Raw genomic sequence first — 25,377 nt, 5'->3', positions numbered from 1 at the left:
TCAGATCTCCTGCGGCGTCACGCCCATGAAGGCGCCAAGGTGGCCGAGTTGGGCGAAGGCCATTTCCGGGCCGGTCTGGATCGCGCAGCCTACTTGCCGGGCGCGGTTCAGCAGCGGGGTGATTTCGGGCGAAGTGACCACGTCGGCGACCAGGGTGTCTGGCTGCAACGTGGCCAGCAGGGCAGCGGACAACGGCAGTTCTGCGCCTGTGCCCATGCCGACCGGGGAGGCGTTGGCCACCAGATCGAAGTCTTCCAGCCCACTTAACTGCGTGCTGACCGAAAGCCCCGGGAAGGCATTGCCGAGCAGTTCGCACACAGCGCCCATGCGCGCTGTGCTGGGGTCGCTGAGGGTAATGCTGACGATACCTGCCTCGCCCAGTGCGTAGCTGATGGCGCTGCCAACACCGCCGCAACCGATCACCAGCGCCCGTTTGCCCGCCGGGTCAAAGCCGTGCTTGCGCGCAGCACCGAGGAAGCCGGCGCCGTCTACGTTGTCACCCAGCAGGCGCCCGTCGCGCTCGCGGCGTATTACATTGACCGAACCCAAGGCAGCCGCACGTTCGCTCAAACCGTCCAGGCGGCTGGCCAGGGCCTGTTTGTACGGCACGGTGACCACGCACCCGCGCAGGTTCTGCCAGCCGCGCAGGCTGTCGGCAAAACTGCCCAGCTCGGCTTCGTGCAGGTCGATGGGCAGCATGGCGACGTTGCAGTTGTTGTTGGCGAACCAGGTGTTGAAGTTCTCGGGGGACTTCACCTGGGCAATGGGCGAACCGACGATGGCAACCAGTTCAGTGGAACCACGAATCATGCTGACCTCCTTATTGATGTTGTTGTGGAGGCAAGCGTGATGCAGCGGCGCAAGAGCAACAATGCGTTGATCGAGCTTTTGATGCGATAATCGCAATCATGATCCGGTTATCGCAGTAATCGGCTGTTTTTTTTCACTTGCGAGTCGTAAAGATGAACACGATCCACCCCCGCGACTTGATCGCCGGGTTGCAGAAAGGCCTGGCCCTGATGCAATTGTTCAGCGCTGAGCAACCGCGCCTGAGCGTGCCGCAGGCGGCCAGGTTGTCTGGCCTTACGCCGAGTGCCGCACGGCGTTTTTTGCTGACTTTGGTGCACGAGGGCTTTGCCGAAACTGACAGCCGCGAGTACTGGCTGACGCCCAAGGCTTTACGTATTGGCCAGGCGTACGTGGACTCGGCGCAACTGCCGCGCATGCTGCGGCCGATTGTCGAGCAGGTGGCGCGCCAGACCCAGGAGCATGTGTCGGTGGGTACCCGCGATGGTGACGAGATCATCCACCTGGTGCGCAGCCGGTATAGCCATGTGGCGTCGTTGTCGATCAGGCCCGGTTCGCGGGTGCCAATGTATTGCACGGCCGGCGGGCGGATCTGGCTGGCCTGGCTGGGTGAGGGGGAGCGAGGTGAGTACTTTGCACGCAACCCGTTGCGGGTGTTGACGCCCTACACGCTCACAGACCGGGCACAGCTGGAGGCGGAATTGCACCGGGTGAAGGGGCAGGGCTTCTGTATTGTTGATCAGGAATATGAAATCGGTATGCGGGTGCTGGGTGTACCGTTGCTGGACCGTGCCGGGCAGTTGAAAGCGACGCTGACCATCACGACTCATGCCTCGCGGTTGAGTGTTGATGAAATCCGCATGCGTTATTTGCCGCCACTGTACGAGGCGCAGGCGCTGTTGCGGCCAGTGCTGGATTGAGGCGCCATGCAGGCGGGGTTGCGGTGCCCGCTGGCCGGCACCTGGGGCGCCGGCAGCGGGCCAGGGGGCCTCGGCCTATCGCTCGATCTGGCGATTCCAGCGGGCGTTCCATTCCGGGCGCTGGGTGTTGACCTGGTCCCAGTCGATGGTCACGGCAGTTTGCAGGTAGGTCTGCATGGCCTCGACCTGGCCACGGGTCTTGTCGCTGGTCGGGGTATTGGGGTTGGACGGGATCTGGTCACCCAGCTCCAGTGCCGGTGCTTGCGCCTCAGGGCTGAGCAGGAACTGGGCAAGCTTTTGCGCCAGCTCCGGCTGGTCGTTGTTGGCGGTGACGCATTCGGCCTGGTTGAGCACCACGGCGCCTTCCTTGGGCGCGGCGTATTCCACCGGGATGCCCTTGAGCTTCAGCGCCGTCACCTGGGTAGGGGTGAGCGGGAACAACGCGGCCTCATCGGTTTGCACCATTTCCGAAAGCTTGGCCGAGTTTGGGATGTACTCCAGCACGTTCGGGCCAACGTTCTTCTTCCAGGCCGTGAAGCCCGGGTTGACGTCGGTATCGCTGCCACCGTGCAGGCGGTTGTACATCAGGAAACCGTGCAAGCCGAAGGTGGATGACGCCATCGACTGGAACACCACTTTGTCCTTGAAGCGCGGGTCGGCCAGGTCGTTCCAGGAGGTGGGTGTTGCCCAGCCTTTTTCCTTGAACAGGCGGCTGTTGTAGGCAAGCCCGGTCACCCCCAGGCTGACGGCGGCGGCCTTGTCCTTGATCAGAGCCTTTTCCGGCAGCTGGGCCAGCGTCGGGTTGGGCTTGAGCGTGCTGCACAGGCCCATGCCGATGGCGCGGTACATGATGCCGTCATCCAGCACCATCACGTGGATCGACGGCTTGTTCGGCGTGGCCTGGACCTTGGCCAGGATGTCGGCCGAAGTGCCGGGGACGATCACCACTTTCACCCCGTTGGCCTTCTCGAACGGGGGCAGGATGTTGTCGCTGAACAGCCGCTCCATGGTGCCGCCATTCATGCCCAGGTACAGCGTGGGTTGCGCCATGGCGGGCAGGCAGGCGAACAGGCCAGGTACGGTGCAGAACAGCGCGAGCAAACGTTGCTTGTGCGTCATGACAGGTTTTCCTTGTAGTGGTGGCTGGGCTGAAAACGGTTGATGGAGAAGGCCGCCAGGCTGATGGCCGGCGCGCCAATAAGGACGCATTGCGCCAGGGCTTCCCCGGCTGCCGGGCCAATCTGAAAACCGGCGCCGGCAAAGCCGAAGCCATGCAGCAGGCCGGGTCGGCGCAGGCTGGGGCCGATCACGGGTTCGTCATCGGGCAGGTAGCCTTCGGTGCCGCTCCAGGTGCGAATCGCCTGGGCGCCGGCCAATGCCGGGTACAGCTCGGTGGCGTTATGCAGGATGTCGAGCACTGCGGCTTGCCCCGGGCGGGCGGTGGTCGGGGTCAGGGCAAAGCCGCGTCCACCGCCCAGTACGCAGTTGCCGCGCGCCACCTGGCGGGCGTAGATACCGCCGCCTTCGACCCCGGTGCTGGCAGTCATGAACAGCGGCAGTGGTTCGGTGACCAGCATGGCCGGGTGGGCCGCCGTCAGCGGCACCGCTTCGCCGAAGTACTCGGCCAGTTGCGCCGACCAGGCACCGGCGCAGTTCAGCAACCAGGGTGCCCTGAAGCACTGGCCTGTGCTGGTGCGCACGGTGAAGCGCTGGCCGTCGTGGTCTACCTCCAGCACTTTGCATTGTTCGTGCAACTGGGCGCCGCTGTGCCGGGCCGCCTGGGCGAAGGCGGGTGACACCAGGCGCGGGTTGGCATGGCCGTCCTCGGGGCAATATGACGCGCCGACGGCGATATCGCCCACCCAAGGAAAGCGCTGGCGCAGTTCGCGGTGCTCCAGCAGTTGCAGGCGCAGGTCAAAGGCCTGGGTCCGACGGGCATAGGCCTTCAAGGCGTCGAAGTCGGTTTGGCTGCGTGCCAGCTTCAGGTGGCCGCTGCGGGTGTACTCGCCGTCGATGCCGATCCACTCGCGCAACTGCCCCCAGATGGCATGGGCACGCATCGACAATGGCAGCTGGGCCAGCGAGCGGCCTTGGCGACGGATCCCGCCATAGTTCACCCCGCTGGAATGCGAGCCACAGAAGTCACGTTCCAGCAGCGCCACCTGTTTGCCACCGCGGGCCAGGGTCAATGCAGCGCTGCTGCCGACGATGCCACCGCCGACGACAATGGCGTCCACCTCGATCCGCTTCATGGCTTGATCTCCAGGCCAAAGGGCAGGGGCTTGACCGGTGCCTGGCCACGCAGGCGCCCGACCTGGTCAATGGGCCGACCGCTTTCGCAGGCAATCAGTTCGGCGGCGGCGGCCCCGCACACACGGCCCTGACAACGGCCCATGCCGACCCGGCACATGGCTTTGACCCGGTTGATTTCCCAGTGCCCGGCGCGCACGGTGGCGCGGATTTCGCCAGCGCTGACCTGTTCACAGCGGCACACGGTCAACGGGTCCGGGGCCTGCCGCGCCCACTGCTCGGGGAACGGAAAGGCCTGTTCCAGGCCCTGGCGAAAGCGCTGCAGGGTAGCCAGGCGTTTTGCCAGCTGTTGCTGGCGTTGCGGGTTGCCAGGTTTGCCGAGGTCGGCCAGCAGCGTCAGGGCGGCGAGTTCACCGGTCATTTCGGCGCCGTCGGCACCGAGGATGCCGGCGCCGTCGCCAGCCAGGTACACACCGGGGCTGCTGGCGCGGCCTTGGGCGTCACGTACCGGTAGCCAGGCGCGGTTGAGGCTGTTCCAGGCAAACTGGCAGCCCAGCAGGTCCGCCAGCTGGGTTTCGCTGCGCAGGGCGTGGGCGAATGCCACGGCGTCGCACGCCAAGCTGTGTTGCTGGCCATTGCGCGACCAGCGTACGGCGCTGGCGCGTAGCTCGCCTTCGATGCCCAGCAGGGTCACCCCCTGATGCACCGGCACGCCTTTGCGGGTGAGCCAGGCGCGGTAGTACAGGCCCTTGGCAAAGGTGCCCGGCTGCAGCACCAGGCGCGGCAGGGCGCGTACCTGGGCGCTGAACGGCGAGGTGTCGAGCACTGCGCTGACAGTGGCGCCGGCCTTGGCGTACTGGTAGGCCACCAGGTACAACAGCGGCCCGCTGCCAGCCAGCACCACCCGCTCGCCGATGGCGCAGCCCTGAAACTTCAGCGCGATCTGCGCGGCGCCCAAGGTATACACCCCGGGCAAGGTCCAGCCGGGGATCGGCAACACGCGGTCGGTAGCGCCAGTGGCGACGATCACCCGATCGAATGCCAGGCGATCGGCCAACCGGCCCTGCTGCAAGGTGTCCAGCACCTGCTGCTCGGCATTCCACACCAAGGTTTCCGGGCGGTAGTCGATCTGCTCGCGCAGTTGTTCAAGGGTGTTGTGCAGGGCCCGGGCCTTGTCCGCCTCGAAGCCGTACAACGCTTTGGCCGAGCGGCGAAAGTTGGCCGGCTGCTGGCGGTAGATCTGCCCGCCGCCACGGCTGGCTTCGTCCAGCAGCACTGGGCGCACGCCATGGGCCACGAGGGTTTGCGCGGCGCGAATGCCGGCGGGGCCTGCACCAATGATGACGGTTGCGCTCATGGCTGGCGCCCCGGTTCGCGGGTGACACAGTGGCCCGGTTCCAGAAAGGTCGAGCAGGCGCGCACCCGGCGGCCGTCCTGCAGGCGTACCCAGCAGTCCTGGCAGGCGCCCATCAGGCAGAAACCGGCGCGCGGTTCGGCGCTGAAGTCGCTGCCGCGCAGGTGGGTGGCGTTGGTCAGGATGGCGGTCAGCAGGGTGTCGCCGTTCATGCCTTGAGCCGGTTGGCCGTCGAGCAGGAAGGGCAACGGTTCGCGGTCGTGTTCGGCCACGCGCTTGAACAGCGGCATAGGGGCATTCCTTGTCATTGCTTGCCCACCAGCACGCGGTCCAGGCCATACACGCGGTCCAGGGCGATCATGGTCAGGGCGGTGACGGCAATCACCAGCGCCGAGACGGCGGCCATCATCGGGTCGATGGACTCGGTGGCGTATACGTACATGCGTACCGGCAGGGTCTGGGTGGCAGGCGAGGTGACGAAGATCGACAGGGTCACTTCGTCGAAGCTGTTGATGAACGCCAGCAGCCAGCCACCGGCCACGCCGGGCAGAATCATTGGCAGGGTGACCTTGCAGAACAGCGTGATGCGCCCGGCGCCCAGGCTTTGCGCGGCCTGTTCGGCGCTGCGGTCGATGCCGATGGCGGCAGCCAGTACCAGGCGCAGCACGTACGGAGTAATGACCACCACGTGGGCGAACACCAGCCAGGTGAAGCTGCCATTGACACCAAGCAGGGCGAACAACCTCAGCAAGGCCACACCCAGCACCAGGTGCGGGATGATTATCGGCGACAGCAGCAGGCCGTTGACAAAGCCCTGGCCAGGGAAGCTGTAGCGGGTCAGCGCCAAGCCCGCCGGCACGGCGATCAGGGTGGCCAGCGAGGCCGCCAGGGCGGCGAGTTTCAGGCTGTTGTAAAACGCGTCGAGGAAGTCGGCACGCTCGAACACAGCGCTGAACCAGCGCAGCGAGAAGCCGGCAGTGGGCAGGCTCAGGGTGTTTTCCGGGGTGAATGCCACCAGGCACACCACCCCCAGCGGGGCGAGCATGAACAGCATCACCAGGGCATGAAAGGACAGGGCCAGCGGGCCGTTACGGGTCATCGGTTCACACTCCAAGTGCGCGTTTGTAGCGGCGTTCGACCAGCCGGTTCCAGCTGAGCATCACCAGCAGGTTGATCAGCAGCAGGGCGACGGCGATGGTGGCGCCCATGGGCCAGTTCAGTTCGGCCAGGTACTGGTCGTAGATCATGGTGGCGACCATCTTCAGCCGCCGCCCGCCCAGAAGGCCCGGGATGGCGAACGAGCTGGCGGCCAGGCCGAACACGATCAGCGTGCCCGACAGCACACCGGGCATGATCTGTGGCAGCACGATGCAGCGGAATACCGTCCACTGGCTGGCGCCCAGCGACAGCGCGGCCTGCTCGGCGGCCGGGTCGAGCTTTTGCAGCGAGGTCCACACCGGGATGATCATGAACGGCAGCATCACGTGGACCAGGCCGATGATCACCGCAAACGGGGTGTACAGCAGCTTCACCGGCTGCCCGCCGAGGGCGCTGATGCCTTGGTTGATCAGGCCGTCGGACCCCAGCAGCAGGCTCCAGCCGAAGGCGCGCACCACCACCGAAATCAGCAGCGGGGTCAGCACCAGGATCAGGAAGATCGAGCGCCACGGCGCGCCCATGCGGCTGAGGACCATGGCTTCGGGGATGCCGATCAGCACACACAACAAGGTGACTAGGGCACTGATCCAGAAGGTGCGAAAAAAGATTTCGTAGTAATAGGTGTCGGTCACCAGGCTCAGGTAATGGCTGAAGGTGTACTGGCCGGCCTGGATACCACTGGTGTAGTCGAACGCGTTGAACGACAACAGCACAGTCAGCCCCAGCGGCATCACCAGCAACGCCAGGAACAACAGCAGGGCTGGGCTGCTCAGGCCGTAGCCCCAGGTGTTGCTGCGCAGTTTTGCCGTACTCATGCGGCCACCTCGGCTGTGTTCAGCACCCGCAGCAGGGCATCGTTCCAGTCCAGGCCGACCGGGGTACCTTCGTCCAGCGGCGCGCTGCCATCGTTGGCGCGCACCACCGCCAGGTTGCCCAAGGCGGTGTCAACGCGGTACAGCCACTGGCTGCCAAGGAAGTAACGGCAGCTGACGCGGCCTGCCAGCTTGCCGCTGCCGGCTGCACCCAGGCTGATCTTTTCCGGGCGCAGGCTGAGGGTCAGCGGGCCCTGGGCGGCTGCCTGCGGTAACCCGCCGGGGCCGGTGACGCCATGCAGGCGGTTTGCCTTGCCGACAAAGTCGGAAATGAACGGCGTGCCCGGGTGCTCGTAGAGACGGTAGGGGTCATCGATCTGGGTGATGCGACCGGCTTCCATCACCACTACCCGGTCGCTGATCGACAGGGCTTCGGCCTGGTCGTGGGTGACCATCAGTGTGGTGATGCCGACTTCGTTCTGGATACGGCAGATTTCGAACTGCATCTCTTCGCGCAGGTGCGCGTCGAGGTTTGACAGCGGCTCGTCCAGCAGCAGCACCGGCGGTTCGATTACCAGTGCGCGGGCCAGGGCTACACGCTGGCGTTGGCCGCCGGACAGTTCACGCGGGTAGCGTTCGGCGTGCTTGTCCAGGCGTACCAACGCCAACGCCTGGTCGACGCGCCGAACGATCTCGGCGTTGGCCACCTTGCGCATGCGCAGGCCGAAGGCAACGTTGTCGCGCACGGTCATGTGCGGGAACAGCGCGTAGCTCTGGAACACCACACCCAGGCCCCGGCTGGCCGGCTTGGCGTGGGTGATGTCGCGGCCGTCGAGGACGATGCGGCCACTGGTGACCTCGACGAAGCCAGCAATCATCTGCAGGGTGGTGGTCTTGCCGCAGCCAGAAGGGCCGAGCAGGGAGACAAACTCGCCTTTTTCGATGGCCAGTGACGAACTGGCCACTGCCTCCGTAGCGCCATAGCGCTTGCAAAGCTTGTCGATCAACAGAAAGGTCATGGCTGTGCTCCATCGCAAACGGAACCGGGGTAACCCGGCAGTTTCAGGGTGGGCAGAGCGCCAGCGGCGAAAAGCAAAGCTTTTACGGACGTTGGCGCTCGCTTCTATGGCGGCGGCCGATGTTGTGATATCGCCCTATGGACCGGAGAGTAGGGCAATGATTAGGATGGCGACAAAGAGTAATTTCACTGAGTGACAGCTATTTTGAAATTATTCCACTCAATGAAATTTCCAAGGGTTTAACGAAAAATGGATTCCGGTAAACGAAATGAACACGCCAAGGAAGTTGGCGTAAGTGCAGTGTCGCGTTTGTTCGCCGTGCTGCGCGCGCTAGGTGATTGCGGGGGGGAGGGCGAGAAGGTCAGCCAGCTGGCGCTGCGGGTTGGCCTGGCGCAGCCCACCACCCATCGGCTGTTGCGTAGCCTGATCGAGGAGGGCATGGTCGACCAGTGCGCCACCAGCAAGCGTTATCGGCTGAGCCTGGATTTCTTCGCACTGGCGGCCAAGGCCGGGCAGGCGGGCAACCTGCGCGATGTGGTGCGCCCCAGCCTGCTGCGGTTGTCGGCTTCGCTGGGCGATTCGCTGTTTCTGCTGGCGCGTTCGGGGTTCGATGCCGTGTGCCTGGACCGCAGCGAAGGGCCGTACCCGATCCGTACCTTTACCGGGGACATCGGCGGCCGCGTAGCGTTGGGCGTGGGGCAGGGCAGCCTGGCGATCCTGGCCTTCCTGCCAGAGGAGGAGCGGGACGAGGTGATCCGCTACAACCTGCCGCGGTTGAAGGACTTTCACCATTACGACGAAGTGTTGCTGCGTGCCGAAATCGACAACGTGCGCAGCCTCGGCTACGCCGGGCGCAACACCGGAGTGCTCGACGGCATGGCCGGCCTGGCAGTGCCGATCCTGGACCGGAACGGCCATGCGGTGGCAGCGTTGAGCGTGGCGACCATCAGCGACCGCCTGGGGCCCAACCGCATGCCCACCGTGGTGGCATTGCTCAAGCGCGAGGCGGCGGCGATTGGCGAACGGATTAACCCCTTCGACCCGGTGCTGCGCCGGCCCTCGCATGTGTTTGGTTGAAGTACCAGATTCAGGTAGGCGCGATCTCAGTGGGGGCAACTGCCTTGCACAACATCTAAAAGCTGGCGCGACCATTGGGGAGCGGGCATGCCCGCGGACACCGGCGTAGACGGTGCCATCCATCGCACCGCCAGCTTCAGGTGAGCCTATTCAACCGCCTCGGCCACGCCCTGGTCTTCACCCAGGAACCCACCACTCTGGTGCTGCCACAGCCGGGCATAGGTACCATTCTTTGCCAGCAATTCGGCGTGGGTACCTTGCTCGATGATGCGCCCTCCATCCATCACGATTAGCCGGTCCATGGCGGCAATCGTCGACAGCCGGTGGGCGATGGCGATGACGGTCTTGCCCTGCATCATTTCGTCCAGGCTTTCCTGAATGGCCACTTCCACTTCCGAGTCCAGCGCACTGGTGGCTTCGTCCAGCAGCAGGATCGGTGCGTTCTTCAGCATTACCCGGGCAATGGCGATGCGCTGGCGCTGGCCGCCAGACAGCTTGATACCGCGCTCGCCCACCAAGGTGTCGTAACCGTTGTGGCCCTGGCGGTCGCTGAGCTGGCTGATGAAACCATCGGCCTGGGCATTGGCTGCAGCGGCGCGGATTTGCGCGTCGGTTGCGTCCGGGCGCCCATAGGCGATGTTGTCACGAATCGAGCGGTGCAACAGCGAGGTGTCCTGGGTGACCATGCCGATGGCGCTGCGCAGGCTGTCTTGCGTCACCTTGGCGACGTTCTGCCCATCGATGCGGATTTCGCCACTGTCCACGTCGTAGAAGCGCAACAACAGGTTGATCAAGGTGGACTTGCCGGCGCCGGAACGGCCGACCAGCCCCACCTTTTCGCCCGGGCGAATATGCAGGCTCAGGTCGTTGAGCACCTGGCGCTCGCCGTTGTAGTTGAAGGAGACCTTGTCGAAGCTCACCGCGCCGCCGCCGGTTACCAGCTCGGTGGCACCCGGCGCATCCTGTACCTTGGGGCCGCGGGTGAGGGTGGCCATTCCGTCTTGCACGGTGCCGATGTTCTCGAACAGCGAGGTCATCTGCCACATGATCCAGTGCGACATACCGTTGATACGCAGGGCCATGGCGGTAATGGCCGCGACCGCCCCTGTGCCGACCTGGCCCTGGTGCCACAGCCACAACGCGTAGCCGCCTGCACCAAAGATCAAGCCCACTACCAGTGCCTGGTTGACGATTTCGAACTGGCTGACCAGGCGCATCTGGCGAAAGCCGGTTTGCTTGAAGTCCTCCATGGCGGCGCGGGCAAAGTGCGCTTCGCGTTTGGAGTGCGAGAACAGTTTCACCGTGGTGATGTTGGTGTAGGCATCGGAAATCCGCCCGGTCATCGACGACCGTGCGTTGGCCTGTTCTTGTCCGACCTTGCCCAGGCGTGGCACGAAATACAGCATGGCCAGCCCGAACAGCACGAGCCAGGCAATGAACGGCAGCATCAGTTTCAAGGCAAAGCCACCGGCCAGGGCGATGATTGCAATGAAGTACACGCCGATGCCGGGCAGGATCTCGATGAGCGTGAACAATACCTCGCGCACCGCCAGCGCTGTCTGCATCACCTTGGTGGTAACACGGCCAGAAAACTCGTCGGAGAAGAACGACAGGCTCTGGCGCAGCATCAGGCGATGGAAGTCCCAGCGCAGGCGCAGCGGCAAATTGATTGCCAGCACCTGATGCTGCACCAGGGTGCGCAGCGCCACTAGCCCGATGCTGGTAACCAGGACGATGCCTATCCCCCACAGTACGTGGCTTTCCTGTGTGCTGGCGGCGGCGCCACCGGCCTGCCAGGCCGAGAGCAGGTCGACCACCTGGCCGAGGAACGCAAACAGCCAGGCTTCGTAAATCGACACCCCGGCACTGAGCAGTGCCAAGGCAAGAATGTAACCGCGAGCGCCCCGGGTGCAGGCCCACATGAAGCGCAACAGGCCAACGGGCGGCGGCGGTACTTCGTCAGGGGGGAAGGGGTCTAGCCAGCGTTCAAAAATGCGAAGCATGCGTGTCTCCGGTAAATCAGCATCTGCCTGACAGGTAACCATACCGCACATCGGCATGCTCTACCTGGGCAACACGAGGTTGACATCTGGTCCGCCGCCCCACCATTATCCAGCCATACCTACGCAACGGGCTTTCTTATGATGTCCACATCCAACCACGCCATTTCCGCTTCGGGCTTCATTGCCCAGGCAGGCGCGTGCGTTGCCGTTGCCAAGAAATCCAAGAAACAGCCGCTCATCTGACCGAGGCGCGCTGTCTCGTCAGATGGGCTGACGAGACAGAAGGCGCCAGGTATCCCTGCCAGACCACTTCGACTCTTCACCCGCTGACGCTGACTTTCGGTCAACATCAGGAGTTTTTGCATGTCGAATTTCCGTGGTATCTGGATCGCCCTCGTCACACCCATGCGCGCCAATGAAGTTGACTTCGCCGCCCTGGAAAAGCTGGTGAAGAAGCTGCTTGAGGACGGCGTAGCCGGTTTTGTGGTGTGCGGTACCACGGGCGAAGCGGCAGCACTGTCCAAGGCCGAGCAACTGGCCGTGCTGGACGCGGTGCTGGCCTGGGTGACGCCAGGCCAGGTGGTGATGGGCCTGTCGGGTTACAACCTGCGCGAACTGTTGGCGTTCCAGGCCGAAATCCAGCAACGCGACATTGGCGGGCTGCTGGTGCCGGCACCTTGCTACATCCGCCCTTCGCAGGCTGGCATCGAAGCGTTCTTCAATACCGTAGCCGATGCCGCCAGCGTGCCGCTTATCGTGTACGACATCCCTTACCGCACCGGCGTTCGCATCGAGCGCGAAACCTTGCGCCGGATTGTGCGCCACCCACGCATCGCGGCAGTCAAGGACTGCGGCGGCGACAGCGAAACCACCATGGCCCTGATCCAGGACGGCCACGCCCAGGTGCTGGCCGGTGAAGACCTGCAAATATTCAACAACCTGTGCCTGGGCGGTGCAGGGGCCATTTCGGCTTCGGCGCATGTGCATGCCGACCTCTACGTGCGCATGCTGCGGCAGATCGATAGCGGTGACTGGGCGGCTGCGCGTGGCACGTTCTACCAGTTGCTGCCCTGGATCAAAATGGCTTTCGCCGAGCCCAACCCTGCCGTGGTCAAGGCCGCATTGCAGTTGCAGGGGTTGATGAGCGACGAGCTGCGCGAGCCGATGCAGCCATGCACTCAACCAACCAGAGACAAACTGCTGGCGGTGCTGGCGCGACCCGGTGCCCTTTAGGCGATGGCCCAGCGCCTTTGGCTCCTACGAAAAAGGCAGGCACCAGCCTAATACCAGTCAGTTAAGCAATTGGGGCCGCGTTGCGGCCCTTCGCGGGCTCGCCCGCTCCCACAGGTTGTGCGCTCGGTGCGCAATTACGCTATCTCTGTGGGAGCGGGCAAGCCCGCGAAGGGCTGCACAGCAGGCCCAATAATGCTGGGCGGTTTCTACTATCAGAAGTCTTTGCTTACTGCCGTTTGTGGGTGGGTTGGTTGCTGCTGTTGTCTGGCTTGCACCTGGGCGATCTGCTGTTTCTGCTCGGCCGCGTCATTGCCCCAGAGGCGTGCCTGCTCCGCCAGGAAGTTCTGCTTGAACTGTTCAGCCCGCTGAGAGCCGTCTTCAGCATGCACGGCGCCGGCCAGGCCAAGCAGCACACTGCCAATCGCGATGGTTTTTATCAGTTTCATGATGCACCTCGGTTTCCTTGCAGGCTTGCCTGCGTAGGTTTATCGCCCGCTTGCTTGGGCAACGGTCTGGCCACTTGGGCGCAGTGGGCCATGCCAGTTCCGTTTCAGCGGCAGCGCGCAGCACACCAGGTTGCGCGAATGCCGGCTTCGATGGCGGGTTTTCCAGCAGGTGCTTTACTTTCAGAGTTGGTGTTCATGATGCCTGCTCCCGTTGTTTCGAAGTTGATGTGTGTCGATGGGTTCAGCTTCTCACCGAAGCAGTGTTCGGAAAATACAACGGCGGTAGTGCAACTTGGGTGGTGCAACAGTTGTGGTGCAACAGCTGTAGTATCAACAGCGTGAGTGGCCAACATGACCAGATGGCATGAAATCAAAGAGGCCGCAGTTGAACTTTTCGGCCTGCCGAAACCCTTCGCCAATGCGCAGGACGAACAGGGTTTTCTCGATACCCAGGCTGCAGAAAACCTTCGCAGGCGACGCTTGTTCATGTTTGTGGCCATTGCCGTATGGGCCGGTTTTGGCTATTGGGATTATTACCACTACGTGCGCCATGAGCAGGCGCTTTCGCGCCTGGGCTTCTACTGGATCCTCGTGTGGCGGCTGGCAGGCACCGTGGCAGTAGCCGCAGCAACCTGGGTGTCATTCATCTCGCGTTTTGACAACGAATGGTGGGTGAACAGAACCGTGGTGATTGCGGTGTGCTTCGCCCAGACCTGCCTGGTGGCAATGATGCAAATTGTCCCCGCGCCGTTGAATTACAATTACTACTTTGTCGGCATTGTCCTGGTTATCTTCTTTCAGCACGGCACCTTGGCGCTGCTGGCGCGCTATTCGTTGTTCAGTACCGGCTATTGCGTGCTGCTGCTCTGTGTGCAGGAAGTAACGACGGGTGTTCTGGATACCAACTTTTTCCCCGCCATGTTTTACCTGCTGGCGTTTGCACTGGTGGGCTGGACCATCAGTGTGCGCGCCGAGAAAGTTGCGCGGGAGGGCTATCTTAAATCCCTGGCGTTGAACAAAAAGAACGAAAGCCTGGAGCAAGCCAACTTCCGCGTCCGCCGCGAGAAACAGAAAGCGGACGATGCGCTGAAGGCCTTGTTCGACCAAGAGGCGAAAAAAGCCGTGGAAATCCGCGAAAAGGCCGAAGCCAGCACCCGCTTCGTCCGCGCGGCCTACCACGACACCATGCAACCCTTGGCCTCTATTGCCTCCCTGGCGTACGTTGGCGAGCGTTTGGTCGAGCAGGGCCAGCATGAACGCCTGCAGGAAATCTTCCACGATATCGACGTGTCCGGGCGGGAAATCAGCGCCCTGTTCACCGGCCTGCGCGAAGTGTTTACCAGTGGCGAGTCGCAACCGGCCATCGAGCCGTTCTCCCTGAACGCGTTGATGACCGAGCTCGAATCGCTGCACCAGCCCTTGGCGCACGCCAAGGGCTTGCGCCTGAAGTTGCAGCAGCGCCGGCAGGATGCCGTGCTCGATTCAGACCGGGCGATTTTCAAGCGTGTGCTGGGCAACCTGATCTCGAATGCCGTCAAGTACACCGAGCGGGGCGGCGTGGTGGTCGGCAGCGTGGCGGGCAGGACTACCGTGCGCGTCGATGTGGTCGATACGGGTATCGGCATACCCGACGCGTTCAAGAGCAAGGTCTTCGAGGAGTTCTTTCAGGTCGACAACCCCAGCCATGACACCCGGCGCGGCTTAGGTTTGGGGCTGTCGATCGTGAAAAACTTCATTGATCGCTTGCCGGGCCATCGGCTGAGTTTCAGCAGCCGCCCCGGGCACGGTAGCCGGTTTTCGGTCGACTGCCCTTTGTTCCAGGGGGGAGCACCGTCGACGGGCGCCAGTGTGCCGGCGCCGCAGGTCGATGACACGTGCCTGGACATCGCCGGGGCCTATGTCCTGCTGGTCGATGACGATAAACGCATCCTCGACAGTTTGTCGAAGTCGCTGAGCCTGCAGGGCGCCATCGTCGCCACGGCCGAGGACCAAAATACCTTGCAGGAAGCGTTGGCGCGGGCGCCGGATCGCTACCCGGACCTGCTCATCTGCGACTACAAACTGCGCGACGGCCTGGTCGGCGTGGCGCTGATCGAGCAGGTGCGGGCGTTTTACGACTGGGCGCACGTGCCAGCGATCCTCTACACCGCCGAGCTGTTGCGCCAACCGCTGCATGACGACAGCCTGTCACGGGCCGTCGGCAAGGGCGAAAGCGCAGCCACCCTGATGGCTGCCGTTCAGCAGCTCTTGTCTCGCGGTCGGCTGGCCAATGCTGGCGAGGCCGGTGAAGACAGCACCCCCAGCACCTGACCGGTCTTGGCGAACAGGCCTTGCAGGCCATACAGGTCGATGACCCCGAACTTGCCGTAAAGCTTGCTCAGGTACTGACGCACGTTGACCGGGTTGATCTCCAGAATCGCCGCGATCTTCCACGGCGCATTGCCTTGCAACGCCAGGCGCAGAATGTCGAACTCGCGCGGTGTCACGCCCAGGTCCTTGGGGCCTAGCGGTGTTGCGGGTTGCTGATGGAAGGCAGAGGAGGGTGCCTGGCCGCCTTTGCCAATCGCCTCGCTGGGTAGGTAGACCCCACCGCTGAGCGCTCGTTTGATGGCCTCCAGCATCACTTCATGGGCACTGGCCTTGGGCACGAAGGACGAAGCACCGCGGCGCATCACCTCGTCGACGAAACGCCGCTCCGACTCCGCCGACATCACGATCACCGGCGCCGTCACGCACCTGGCAGGGTCGGGGTCGGCTGGCGCCTCGCGGCCGGACTTGAACAGCGACAGCAGGCTCAGGCCGTTGTCGGGCGTAAGGTCGTTGCTGGTGGCCGAGGTGGGGATGCACAAGTCCAGGAAGATCACGTCGAAGGCCTGGCCACGCACCAGTTCCAATGCTTCTGCGGTGCAGGAAGCCTCCAGCACCTGGGCGTCCTGATGCACGGCCTGGATAAGGCTCTTGACCCCGGCCCTGAGGATGCCGTGGTCGTCTATCAGCAGAATACGCATCAGCCGGCTCCTGGCGGGGGGGATGTGCTTGCAGTATTGCCGAGAAAGGGGCGGGTGTACCTACTACGGCTGTAGTGGGTACAGTGAGTCGGGGTATCAGCAGCTGGATGGTTGCGAGGTAGAGGCTATACGCTACCTGCAAACAGTCCCGATCAATCTTCTCATTTGCCAAGGCACAGGAGAGGGTCCATACCAATGACATCTCTGCCAAAGGAATCACCGCATGTCAAAGCTATATCCAAGTATTGATCCTGAGGGGCTGGTCGAGTACTCAGTGGTCTACACCGACCGCTCGCTCAATCACATGTCGCAGGCATTTCAAGGCGTGATGAAGAACATTTCCAGCACCCTGAAACAGGTCTATAACGCCCAGGCGGTTGCAGTAGTGCCGGGCAGCGGTACATTCGGCATGGAAGCGGTAGCGCGGCAGTTTGCCACCCGCCAGCAATGCCTGGTAATCCGCAACGGTTGGTTCAGTTATCGCTGGAGCCAGATCCTCGAGATGGGCAACATCCCGGCGGCTACCACGGTGCTGAAAGCCCGGCCGGTCGAGGCGGGTCGCCAGGCAGCCTACGCGCCGCCGCCTCTGGACGAAGTGCTGGCGGCCATTGAGGCGCACAAGCCGCAAATCGTCTTCGCCCCCCACGTTGAAACCTCATCCGGGATTATCCTGCCCGATGATTACTTGCGGGCTATTGGCGACGCCGTGCATGCAGTGGGGGGGCTGTTCGTACTGGACTGTATCGCCTCAGGCACGCTATGGGTTGATATGCACAAGTGCGCAGTCGACCTGCTGATCAGCGCACCGCAAAAAGGTTGGAGCGCTTCCCCTTGCTGCGCGCTGGTGATGTTCAGTGCTTTGGCCCTCGGGCGCATCGAGCATACCCAGAGCAGCAGCTTTGCCTGCGACCTGAAAAAGTGGCTGCAGATCATGCAGGCATACGAACAGGGCGGGCATGCCTACCATGCGACCATGCCCAGCGATTCGCTCGCGCGGTTCAATGACGTCATGAACGAGATGCAAGCCTACGGTTTCGACAAGGTTCGCGCTGAACAGCAGGCGCTGGGCGATAGGGTACGTGCCATGTTGACCGGCAAAGGCATCAAAAGCGTGGCCGCAGCCGGCTTTCAGGCCCCAGGCGTGGTGGTGAGCTATACCGATGATGCCGACATCAAGAACGGTAAGAAATTTGCCGAACACGGCCTGCAGATAGCCGCCGGGGTGCCGTTGCAATGTGACGAGCCGGCCGACTTCCAGACCTTCCGTATCGGCCTGTTCGGGCTTGAAAAGCTGCACAATATCGAGCGCACGGTCAGCACCCTTGAACAGGCACTGGACGAAGTGATGGTGAGCTGAGCCCTTCTTGGCTGCAGCACGGTCAGGGCTGCCTGCTATGGGGCGCTGTCACGCAGAGAGCAATGGTCATTGTGGGAGCGGGCTTGTCCCGCGAATGGGTCCACGCGGTGCATGGCACCGGCTCCGCCGGTGTTCGCGGGGCAAGCCCGCTCCTACAGTGATCTGAGCTGCGCTCGATGAAATGCGACCCGTGTCTAGTTCGCCGGCAAGAGGATCACGAAGTTCTTTTTCATGTCTTCCAGCACGGTCCACTTGCCCTTGGCGCCCGGTTCGATAATGAACGTGTCGCCAGCGGCCAGGGTGAGGGGGGCGCAACCTTCAAGTTCGATGACGCAGCGTCCACTCAGGACATGGCAGAACTCCCACACTTTGTAGTCGATGCGCCAGGCCCCGGTGCTGGCTTCCCATTCTCCGGAAATGCGCCCTTGTTGTTCATCGTGATAGTACTTGGACGTCAGCGTATGAGGGGTGCCTTCCAGCACCTCTTCAAAAAAGGGAAGGTCGCGCACCGGTTGGATATCCAGTTCGCGGAACACGGTCAGTTTCTTGTTCATGGTTTTTTCTCGAGCACGTTGTGGGTGGGGCGATACATCAAATAGGCTTCACCGGTTACGCCCAGCATCGGGTGCGCAACGATCTGGCAGGTTTTAACAATCTGAAAACCATGACGTTCGTAGAAGCGGCGTGCACCGTGGTTTTCTGCATAATCGATCAGGCATAGCCCAGCCAGGCCAGCGTCCTCAGCACGCTGCTGGGCGTGGCGAAGAAACTGCACGCCCAGCCCCTGGCTGCGCCAGGCCTCATCCAGGGCCAGGCTGGATATGTACAAGGTGTCGGGTACTTCCATGTCGGCATAAGGCGCGAGCACCGGGTCTGTCTCGACGGGCCTGTCAGGGGCCTCGCGCAAGGCATAGCTATGCATCATGCCGATGACGCGCCCTTCGAAGGTGGCCATCAGGCAGTTCTTGTAGGAAAAGTCGCCCTGTTCCCTGGCATAGCGAGACGCACCGACACTCAGCAACGCTTCCCCAGGTGCGGCAAGCTTGCTCCATATGTAATCGGCCATGCCCTCCGATGTAAGTTGAAAGAAGCGCGCAATATCGTGCGCGTCCGAGGCTTGGGCGGGCCTGAAGTCGATAGGCATGAACAGTGCTCACATGGGATAGGGTGGTTGGTTTTCGAGGATTACGCCTTTGACAGGGGGGCAGGGTAGACGGGTTCAACGGTTCCCATCATGCTCTGGGCGAACACCGTCAGCACTTCGTGCGACGCTGGCCCATGCTCGGAGGCACGTGGCCGTCCAATGGCTCAGGCCTGGGGAATCGATCGTGTTTTAGCTCCAACTAACGCATCTTGCACGTCGTTACCAACGTTGCACTGCTGGTGCAGTTCTTTTCTGGTTTTGACGTTCTTTACCGAGTACGCGTTTACCTTGGCACTGGAGCTGACGAGTTCACTGACGCTGGTTCCGTACCTTTTGGTGGCAGCGTATGCGCTCAAACTCGCCAGAGCCCGCGAAACATACGTGTTGGCTAGAGGAAATCGCGCGAAGGATATGGTAATTGCCGTCCTGGCGACGGCCTATGCACTGCTCATGCTGTATGCGGGAGGGTTGAAGTACCTACTGCTATCTGCGGTGATTTACGCGCCGGGCACGTTGCTCTCGTGGATCGCAAGAAGGAAATGATCATTTCCGGCGGGTTCAATGTGTACCCCTGCGAAGTGGAACAAGTGATTTACGGCTTCCCCGAAGTGTTCGAGGTAGCAGTGGTCGGCGTGCCTGATGCGCAGTGGGGCCGGGCGGTGCACAGCACATTCCAGCCTGCGGACCCGGTGGTGTTCGCCAACGGCAACCTCGGCCCCGGTCGCCCTGGTTACGGCTACCGCAATTACTGGTACCAGAAGAACGACGGTGACGGTTCGGTCGAGGCCAGTGGGCGTTTCGGTCAGAAAATCTATATCAACCCCCGCCGCGAAGTGGTGATCGTGAAGCTGTCAGCAACCGCCCATCAGGCCCGGCGCGCCACCCGTGCCGACGGCGAGGTAAAAGCCCCTGTGCGCGTCGTGGATTCGCCCGCTGCGTTCAACAGCATGGTGGGTGCGGTGCTGCCGGCCCTGCCGGGTTAAAGTGTCTTTACTGCAATTGAACCTGGCATCGTGACTGGAGGCGTTGCAATGACAACTACCGTTGTGAAATCCCGCTTCGAAGCAACGCTTCTTCGTCCGGCAAACCCTGGGGATGATTCGTCATGGGCTTTCGTGGTACTGCCAAAAGAGGCGAGTGCACAGCTTCCCAGGCGAGGAAGGACGACAATTGAAGGCACATTGAATGGATACCCTTTCCAGGCAACCCTTGAACCGGATGGTCAACTGAGCCATTGGCTGCAGATCAGCTCTACGTTACTCGAAGCTGCAAATGCTGCCATTGGCGACATCGTTACACTGGACTTGAGCCCTGTGCTGAAGGAGCCCGAACCTGACATCCCCCCCGATTTTCAGGAGGCACTGGCAGCCACGCCTGAGGCTCGTCTGGTCTGGACCAATACGACGACCCTCGCACGAGTGGACTGGGTACACTGGATCACGTCAGCCAAGCAGGCCCAGACGCGCGCAAAACGGATAGCCAATGCATGCGATATGCTTGCTTCCGGCAAGAAGCACGTTTGCTGTTTCGACCCGTCTGGCTACTACAGCAAGGCCTTCCGTGCGCCTGAGGCGCAAGATTGATAAACGCCGTCGCGGGTGGGAATCCCGAAGCACCAAGGGTCAAGCACCCCATCCCAGATGTCTCAAAAGCGGCAAGCATACTCATGGATCGAAAAGCAAAACCGTCATCCACCTCTGACTGGGTCATACGCAGCACTACGCCTGGCAGCGTGGAGCGCATCGAAGCCTGGTTTGGTGGCCATGGCTACGACCCGCATCGTCATGACACATACTCGATAGGCCGTACCCTTGCCGGTGTTCAGAGCTTTCACTACAAGGGGGCGCTGTGCCACGGCGTGCCAGGCAACACCCTTGTGCTGCACCCGGATGAAGTGCATGACGGCATGGCCGGCACGGAGTTGGGCTTTCGCTACCGGATGGCCTACATCGACCCGTCGTTGATCCAGAACGTGCTCGGGGGCGAACCGTTGCCTTTCATTGCCGGCGGGCTCTCCTGCGACCCGCGTTTGTACCGCGCCAGCGAGGCGTTCGTACAAGCCTTGGACCATCCTCTGGAAACACTGGAGGAGCAGGACGCCGTGTATGACCTGGCAATGGCGCTGCGTGCCGTGGGCGGTAAACCACGTGGCCGCAAACGCCTGGACTACCCCAGCGCCGAGCGGGCCAGAGCGTTCATCATGGAGCATCTGCACGCAGGCATCACGCTGGAGATGCTCGAACAGGCCAGCGGGCGTGAGCAATGGAGCTTGTCGCGGGACTTTCGCGCCCTGTACGGCACCAGCCCTTACCGGTTTGTCACGCTACGGCGCCTGGATTGTTTTCGCAGGCTGATCCTGGATGGCTTCACCCTGGTCGATGCCGCCCTCGCCGCAGGCTTTCACGATCAAAGCCACATGACCCGGCACTTCACTCGCACCTACGGCGTGCCGCCTCTGCGTTGGCTGGAACGCTTGCGTGCTTCTCGCTGAGTTGCAGGATCGTACAAGAAAGGCGTGTTTCCCATTCGATAGGCTGGTCGCTCCAACTGGCGACAAGTTCAGCTTGCGTCGGTGTTGCGTAGCCCTGGAGGTTTTGGTGCAATTCTTGTCGGCGCCGGCTTTCAGGCGATGAGGCCGGTATTTTGACCAGATTGGGTAGACAAGGTCAGCCGCCAGCGGTTGACAAGCATATAGCGAGGCTCCTGCATAAGTGATAACTTAGATTAATTCTCATTTGCAGCCATTTGTCATGGACCGACCTCGATCACCTTCTTCCGATCCCATTGGCGAGCTGTATGCGGGGCACCACCCTTGGTTGGTGGCGTGGCTGCGGCGGCGCCTGCAATGTCCGCATCAGGCTTCGGACTTCGCCCAGGACACGTTCTACCGTGTACTCACCGCCGGGCAGTATGCTTCCCCTCGTGAGCCTCGTGCATTTCTTGCGACCATTGCGCGCCGTATCCTGATCGACAACGGCCGCCGCTTGCGCCTGGAGCAGGCATACAGGGAGGCGCTTGAGGCCAGTGTCGAGCATATGGAGCAGGCGTTCTCGCCCGAGCAAATCCTGCAGGCCATAGAGCTGCTGGAATGTATCGACCGAGCGCTGTCACGCATGAAGCCCAGAGTTCGTGAAACCTTTATCCTCCGTCACCTTGAAGGCTTGTCCCAGGATGACATAGCACGTCATCACGGCATTTCGGTGAGGACTGTACAGGCCGATTTAGTCGAGGCCATGCTGGCTTGCGACGCTGCCATGGAGGTGAGCGATGCCTGACCAGACTGCCGATTCGGTCCTGCGCGAGGCTGCGCGCTGGCTGGTGCTACTCGACGACCAGGCCGACGTGCAGTTACAGGCGCAATTCCAGGCATGGATCAGCGCGGCCCCTGAACATGCGGCAGCGGTCGCGCGCTTGCAAGGGCGTCTGAGTTCGTTGCAGCAACTACCCCGCCAGGCTGCCGGAAAAGCCCTTCGCCACGCACCACGCGCGCCCCAGGCCAGCAAGATGCAGGCCCTGGCCTTGGCGCTGGCCCTGCTTCCCATGGCCTGGATCACCACGACTTGCTGGCAACAGGGATATCTGCTGGCAGACCTGAGCACCTCAGGGGGCGCTTGGCTTGATCGCCGACTAGACGATGACAGCGAAATCCATCTGGACGGGGACTCGGCCGTGAACGTGCATTTTGATGCAGGTGAACGCCGGGTCGAGCTGCTGCGTGGCGAAGTGTTGGTCGATGTGGCCAAGGACCCTCGCCCATTCCTGGTAGTGACTGCACATGGCAGTGTGCGGGCGCTTGGCACGCGCTTCACGGTGGAGCGGCAAGGCGACTCGACGCAAGTGACCATGATCGAGTCGACTACCGCCATCAGCAGTGCCGGCCACTCACTGAAGCTGACGGCCAACCAGCGCGTACGTCTTGGCGCACAAGGCCCAGGCAACGTAGAACAGGTACGGGCAGATGCCCTTGAACAGGCTTGGCACAAGCACCAGCTGCTGGCCGAAAATGAGCCACTGAGCGATGTGCTGACGCGCTTGTCGCGCCACTACCCGGGCCTGCTGTGGGCCGATCATGCTGCCCTCGCAGGGCTACAGGTGACTGTGATGCTGCCGCTGGATGATCCGCGCCAGGCATTGCGGCTGCTGCAACGCACCTTGCCGATCCAGGTCAGTCAGTACACCCCTTGGATAACCCGGGTAACCCTGAAACCCGATGCGGAGCGGAAATAGTTTCAATAATCATTTCGTGTTTTCGAATTTCGTCCGTCCTCCCATGGCCAACACCATAGGAGTATCGAAAACATGAAGTCGCCGATTCGAGCGCTGACCCGTTCTGCCCCGCACGGCCTTTACCTGGCCGTGCGCCTGGCACTTTGTACGGCACCACTGGCAGTGCCTGCCAGTGCCTTGGCCGAGCAATCCCTGCAGCGCTATGACATCGCTGCCGGGCCGTTGGGCGAAGCCCTGGGTCGGTTCGCCCAGGCCAGCGCAACGCCCATCTCTTTTGAGTCCCGCCAGGTGCAAGGATTGACCAGCCCCGGTGTGCACGGCAGCTTCACCATCGATGACGGTTTTGCACAGCTACTGTCGGGCTCTGGACTGGTAGCGAGCCCGACCGAAGATGGCTATCAACTCCAGCAGGCCGCACCGGTCACAGGCGCAGTCAACCTTGCAGCGACCACCATTGCCGGCAATACACCCGGTTCGATTACCGAGGATAGCGGCTCCTACACCACAGGATCGACCAATACGGCGACCAAGATGGCCCTGAGCCTGCGGGAAACCCCGCAATCGGTGACGGTGATCACCCGCAAGAAGATGGACGACCAGAACATCCAGAACCTGGACGATATCGCGCGCACGGCAACCGGAATCACCCTGACCAAGATCGGCACTGACCGCTCCACCTATTACGCGCGTGGCTTCGAGATCAGCGATCTGCAATACGACGGGATTCCGACCAATATCTCGGAAAACTACTCGATGGACGTCATGTCCACGTCGAACATGGCCCTCTACGACCGTGTCGAAGTGGTACGCGGGGCCAACGGCCTGATGCAGGGCACGGGCAACCCGTCGGCGGCGATCAACCTCGTGCGCAAGCGGCCGACCCAGGACTTTCGCCTGGGTGCGGAATTGGGTGCAGGCTCCTGGGACAACTACCGGAGTCAGGTGGATGTTTCCGGGCCATTGACCGCCACGGGTAATATTCGCGGCCGCGCAGTAGCCTACTACAACAACGCCAACAGCTACCGGGACGGCGCCGAGCGGGACAACCAGTTGCTGTATCTGGTCGGCGAGGCGGATCTGAACGACTCCACCGTGCTGACGCTAGGTGCCACCCTTCAGAAGGACAACCAGAACGGCTATGACTGGGGCGGCCTGAATACCCGCAGTGACGGCTCCTTCTACCCGCTCTCGCGCTCCACCAACCTCAACGGCAAGTGGGCCCACCTGGATCGCAACAACTACACCCTGTTCGGCGATGTCACGCACAAGTTTGACAACGAATGGACGTTGACCTTGGCCATGAACGCGATCTGGTCGAACGCCGATTTCCTTTCGGCCTATCCGAGCCGGGTATCGGGCGACAACTATCGCATGACCGTCTCCCAGGCTGACTACGAAGACACCCAGTTCGCGCTGGACCTCTATGCAACCGGGCCATTTGAGCTGTTCGGGCGCAGGCACCAATTGATGTTGGGGGCCAACAGTCGCCAGGACGAGTTCACTGCCGTCATCAAGAGCGCGGTCAACAACCCTACGATCACCATCACCGACTTCGACTACAGCGCTCTGCCCAGCCCCATCCTCAATGCGATCGGCTCGGACTACAACTACAAGCGCAAGGAGCGAGGCCTGTACGGTGCCTCGCGCTTCAGCCTCACGGATGACCTGAGCCTGATCCTCGGCACGCGGGTGAGTTGGTCAGACTACGAGGTGGCCAGCCCGTACACCAATGATCGATACCGGGAGAACGGCCGGTTGGTGCCTTATGCCGGGCTGGTACTGGACCTGGACAAGCATCACAGCTGGTATGCCAGCTACACCGAGATCTACAAGACTCAGAGTTACTACGGTGTCGGTAACACCTTGCTTGACCCTATCGAGGGCGACAACTACGAAACCGGCATCAAGGGTGAGTATTTCGATGGCCGCCTGAACACCACGCTGGCCATTTTCCAGACCAACCTGGAGAACATGCCCGAAGCCCTGTCGGTGTCGCCAACCTGTGGCGTGACGGGTACCAGCAAATGTTATGAAGCCGGCGCGAAAGTGCGTAACCGCGGCTTTGAACTGGAGATTTCAGGCGAACCACTGGAGAACTGGAACCTTAGCGCTGGATACACCTACAGCGATCCAGAATATGTGGCTGGCAGTACCAAGGGCTCGGACTACTATCGCAAGATCCCGCGCCGCCTGCTAAAGGTGTCGACGGACTACCGCTTGCCCGGTGCCCTCGACCAGTGGCGCGTGGGTGGCGACGTGTATGCCCAGAGCCGCACCGCCGCCGATGTCAGCGGGTATGCCATCAAACAAGGTGGCTACGCCTTGCTCAACTTGCACGCCCATTATCAAATCAATCAACAGTTCAGCGTGCAGTACAACCTCAACAACGCCTTGGACAAGGTCTATTACCAGTCCTTGCCAACTTCAAACAACTTCGGTGGCCTCTACTATGGTGATCCGCGCAATGTCGCAGTCACCCTACGTTACCAATATTGATGCCGTGGATGGATTGTCCACGGTATGCCGGGTTGCCGATCTGGCCTTTCAGCATTCACTCTGCGG

Annotated in this window: 25 protein-coding genes and 1 pseudogene; 12 read left to right on the top strand and 14 right to left on the bottom strand. The window is 62.1% G+C overall.

Features of this window, described 5'->3' with window-relative positions:
- Window positions 1-810 carry a shikimate dehydrogenase family protein gene (locus WF331_RS12420; RefSeq protein ID WP_016500293.1) on the bottom strand — a complete coding sequence of 270 codons (810 nt, stop codon included), beginning with the start codon at window positions 808-810 and terminating at the stop codon, window positions 1-3.
- Window positions 811-962: 152 nt separating this feature from the next.
- Between WF331_RS12420 and WF331_RS12415 the strand changes: the two genes are divergently transcribed.
- Window positions 963-1,727 (top strand): IclR family transcriptional regulator, encoded by a 765-nt coding sequence (locus WF331_RS12415; RefSeq protein ID WP_016500292.1) that lies wholly within the window; start codon window positions 963-965, stop codon window positions 1,725-1,727.
- Window positions 1,728-1,802: 75 nt separating this feature from the next.
- On the opposite strand, the gene WF331_RS12410 is transcribed toward WF331_RS12415, so the two are convergent.
- From WF331_RS12410 to WF331_RS12380, 7 genes are read right to left on the bottom strand one after another with little or no spacing between them, the layout of a single operon-like run.
- Entirely contained in the window at window positions 1,803-2,846 is a 1,044-nt protein-coding gene (locus WF331_RS12410; protein WP_016500291.1) for an ABC transporter substrate-binding protein, read from the bottom strand.
- Window positions 2,843-3,979, bottom strand: coding sequence for an NAD(P)/FAD-dependent oxidoreductase (locus WF331_RS12405; RefSeq protein ID WP_340622959.1), 1,137 nt, complete (start codon window positions 3,977-3,979; stop codon window positions 2,843-2,845). Before WF331_RS12405 ends, WF331_RS12410 begins: the two co-directional genes overlap by 4 nt.
- Complete coding sequence (locus WF331_RS12400) at window positions 3,976-5,334, bottom strand: FAD/NAD(P)-dependent oxidoreductase (RefSeq protein WP_284397774.1); 1,359 nt, start codon at window positions 5,332-5,334, stop codon at window positions 3,976-3,978. Before WF331_RS12400 ends, WF331_RS12405 begins: the two co-directional genes overlap by 4 nt.
- Window positions 5,331-5,621, bottom strand: coding sequence for a (2Fe-2S)-binding protein (locus tag WF331_RS12395; protein ID WP_016500287.1), 291 nt, complete (start codon window positions 5,619-5,621; stop codon window positions 5,331-5,333). The genes WF331_RS12400 and WF331_RS12395 overlap by 4 nt, the downstream gene beginning before the upstream one ends.
- A 14-nt stretch (window positions 5,622-5,635) precedes the next feature.
- Window positions 5,636-6,430 (bottom strand): ABC transporter permease, encoded by a 795-nt coding sequence (locus WF331_RS12390; protein ID WP_016500286.1) that lies wholly within the window; start codon window positions 6,428-6,430, stop codon window positions 5,636-5,638.
- Window positions 6,431-6,434: 4 nt separating this feature from the next.
- Window positions 6,435-7,304 carry an ABC transporter permease gene (locus WF331_RS12385; protein WP_284362484.1) on the bottom strand — a complete coding sequence of 290 codons (870 nt, stop codon included), beginning with the start codon at window positions 7,302-7,304 and terminating at the stop codon, window positions 6,435-6,437.
- Window positions 7,301-8,320: an ABC transporter ATP-binding protein gene (locus WF331_RS12380; protein WP_284362482.1), complete on the bottom strand. Its 1,020-nt coding sequence runs from the start codon at window positions 8,318-8,320 to the stop codon at window positions 7,301-7,303. The genes WF331_RS12385 and WF331_RS12380 overlap by 4 nt, the downstream gene beginning before the upstream one ends.
- Window positions 8,321-8,569: 249 nt before the next feature.
- On the opposite strand from WF331_RS12380, the gene WF331_RS12375 reads away from it, so the two are divergent.
- Window positions 8,570-9,397, top strand: coding sequence for an IclR family transcriptional regulator (locus WF331_RS12375; protein WP_059396216.1), 828 nt, complete (start codon window positions 8,570-8,572; stop codon window positions 9,395-9,397).
- A gap of 146 nt (window positions 9,398-9,543) precedes the next feature.
- Here the strand turns inward: WF331_RS12375 and WF331_RS12370 are convergent, their stop codons facing one another.
- Entirely contained in the window at window positions 9,544-11,400 is a 1,857-nt protein-coding gene (locus WF331_RS12370) for an ABC transporter ATP-binding protein (RefSeq protein ID WP_284397766.1), read from the bottom strand.
- Between the two features lie 119 nt (window positions 11,401-11,519).
- On the bottom strand, window positions 11,520-11,765 hold the full coding sequence (locus WF331_RS12365) for a hypothetical protein (RefSeq protein ID WP_284362467.1): 246 nt from the start codon (window positions 11,763-11,765) through the stop codon (window positions 11,520-11,522).
- On the opposite strand from WF331_RS12365, the gene dapA reads away from it, so the two are divergent.
- Window positions 11,764-12,633, top strand: coding sequence for a 4-hydroxy-tetrahydrodipicolinate synthase (dapA, locus tag WF331_RS12360; protein WP_284397760.1), 870 nt, complete (start codon window positions 11,764-11,766; stop codon window positions 12,631-12,633). The two genes, WF331_RS12365 and dapA, sit on opposite strands and share 2 nt — an antisense overlap.
- Before the next feature lie 212 nt (window positions 12,634-12,845).
- On the opposite strand, the gene WF331_RS12355 is transcribed toward dapA, so the two are convergent.
- Entirely contained in the window at window positions 12,846-13,079 is a 234-nt protein-coding gene (locus tag WF331_RS12355; protein ID WP_016500271.1) for a hypothetical protein, read from the bottom strand.
- Between the two features lie 351 nt (window positions 13,080-13,430).
- Here WF331_RS12355 and WF331_RS12350 point away from each other — a divergent pair, with 351 nt between their 5' ends.
- Window positions 13,431-15,389 carry an ATP-binding response regulator gene (locus WF331_RS12350; protein ID WP_284397757.1) on the top strand — a complete coding sequence of 653 codons (1,959 nt, stop codon included), beginning with the start codon at window positions 13,431-13,433 and terminating at the stop codon, window positions 15,387-15,389.
- Here the strand turns inward: WF331_RS12350 and WF331_RS12345 are convergent.
- Entirely contained in the window at window positions 15,317-16,087 is a 771-nt protein-coding gene (locus WF331_RS12345) for a response regulator transcription factor (RefSeq protein WP_016500269.1), read from the bottom strand. The genes WF331_RS12350 and WF331_RS12345 overlap by 73 nt on opposite strands.
- A 223-nt stretch (window positions 16,088-16,310) precedes the next feature.
- Between WF331_RS12345 and WF331_RS12340 the strand changes: the two genes are divergently transcribed.
- Window positions 16,311-17,444 carry an aminotransferase class V-fold PLP-dependent enzyme gene (locus tag WF331_RS12340; RefSeq protein ID WP_016500268.1) on the top strand — a complete coding sequence of 378 codons (1,134 nt, stop codon included), beginning with the start codon at window positions 16,311-16,313 and terminating at the stop codon, window positions 17,442-17,444.
- A gap of 194 nt (window positions 17,445-17,638) precedes the next feature.
- Here the strand turns inward: WF331_RS12340 and WF331_RS12335 are convergent, their stop codons facing one another.
- Window positions 17,639-17,998: a cupin domain-containing protein gene (locus tag WF331_RS12335; protein ID WP_016500267.1), complete on the bottom strand. Its 360-nt coding sequence runs from the start codon at window positions 17,996-17,998 to the stop codon at window positions 17,639-17,641.
- Window positions 17,995-18,588 carry a GNAT family N-acetyltransferase gene (locus WF331_RS12330; RefSeq protein WP_016500266.1) on the bottom strand — a complete coding sequence of 198 codons (594 nt, stop codon included), beginning with the start codon at window positions 18,586-18,588 and terminating at the stop codon, window positions 17,995-17,997. The genes WF331_RS12335 and WF331_RS12330 overlap by 4 nt, the downstream gene beginning before the upstream one ends.
- Before the next feature lie 159 nt (window positions 18,589-18,747).
- On the opposite strand from WF331_RS12330, the gene WF331_RS12325 reads away from it, so the two are divergent.
- From WF331_RS12325 to WF331_RS12295, 7 genes and pseudogenes are all read left to right on the top strand, one after another.
- Window positions 18,748-19,131, top strand: coding sequence for a hypothetical protein (locus tag WF331_RS12325; RefSeq protein WP_340622958.1), 384 nt, complete (start codon window positions 18,748-18,750; stop codon window positions 19,129-19,131).
- Window positions 19,101-19,571 (top strand): annotated as a pseudogene (locus tag WF331_RS12320) (AMP-binding enzyme); the annotation flags it as partial. The gene WF331_RS12325 and the pseudogene WF331_RS12320, both read left to right, overlap by 31 nt.
- 48 nt (window positions 19,572-19,619) lie before the next feature.
- On the top strand, window positions 19,620-20,171 hold the full coding sequence (locus WF331_RS12315; RefSeq protein WP_016500263.1) for a YdeI/OmpD-associated family protein: 552 nt from the start codon (window positions 19,620-19,622) through the stop codon (window positions 20,169-20,171).
- 83 nt (window positions 20,172-20,254) lie between these two features.
- Window positions 20,255-21,079: an AraC family transcriptional regulator gene (locus WF331_RS12310; protein WP_041167772.1), complete on the top strand. Its 825-nt coding sequence runs from the start codon at window positions 20,255-20,257 to the stop codon at window positions 21,077-21,079.
- Window positions 21,080-21,338: 259 nt separating this feature from the next.
- Window positions 21,339-21,863 (top strand): sigma-70 family RNA polymerase sigma factor, encoded by a 525-nt coding sequence (locus WF331_RS12305; protein WP_041167771.1) that lies wholly within the window; start codon window positions 21,339-21,341, stop codon window positions 21,861-21,863.
- Window positions 21,856-22,815 carry a FecR family protein gene (locus WF331_RS12300; RefSeq protein WP_340622957.1) on the top strand — a complete coding sequence of 320 codons (960 nt, stop codon included), beginning with the start codon at window positions 21,856-21,858 and terminating at the stop codon, window positions 22,813-22,815. Before WF331_RS12305 ends, WF331_RS12300 begins: the two co-directional genes overlap by 8 nt.
- Before the next feature lie 72 nt (window positions 22,816-22,887).
- The gene (locus tag WF331_RS12295) at window positions 22,888-25,311 is read left to right on the top strand and encodes a TonB-dependent siderophore receptor (protein WP_016500259.1); all 2,424 of its coding nucleotides are present in this window, start codon (window positions 22,888-22,890) and stop codon (window positions 25,309-25,311) included.
- Window positions 25,312-25,377: the final 66 nt, after the last annotated feature.

Origin of the sequence: Pseudomonas sp. YNh (assembly GCF_037993085.1) — a bacterium.
Taxonomy (GTDB): domain Bacteria; phylum Pseudomonadota; class Gammaproteobacteria; order Pseudomonadales; family Pseudomonadaceae; genus Aquipseudomonas; species Aquipseudomonas putida.
The sequence above is the reverse complement of the archived record's forward strand: the minus strand, read 5'-3'. Positions and strand labels throughout refer to the sequence as shown.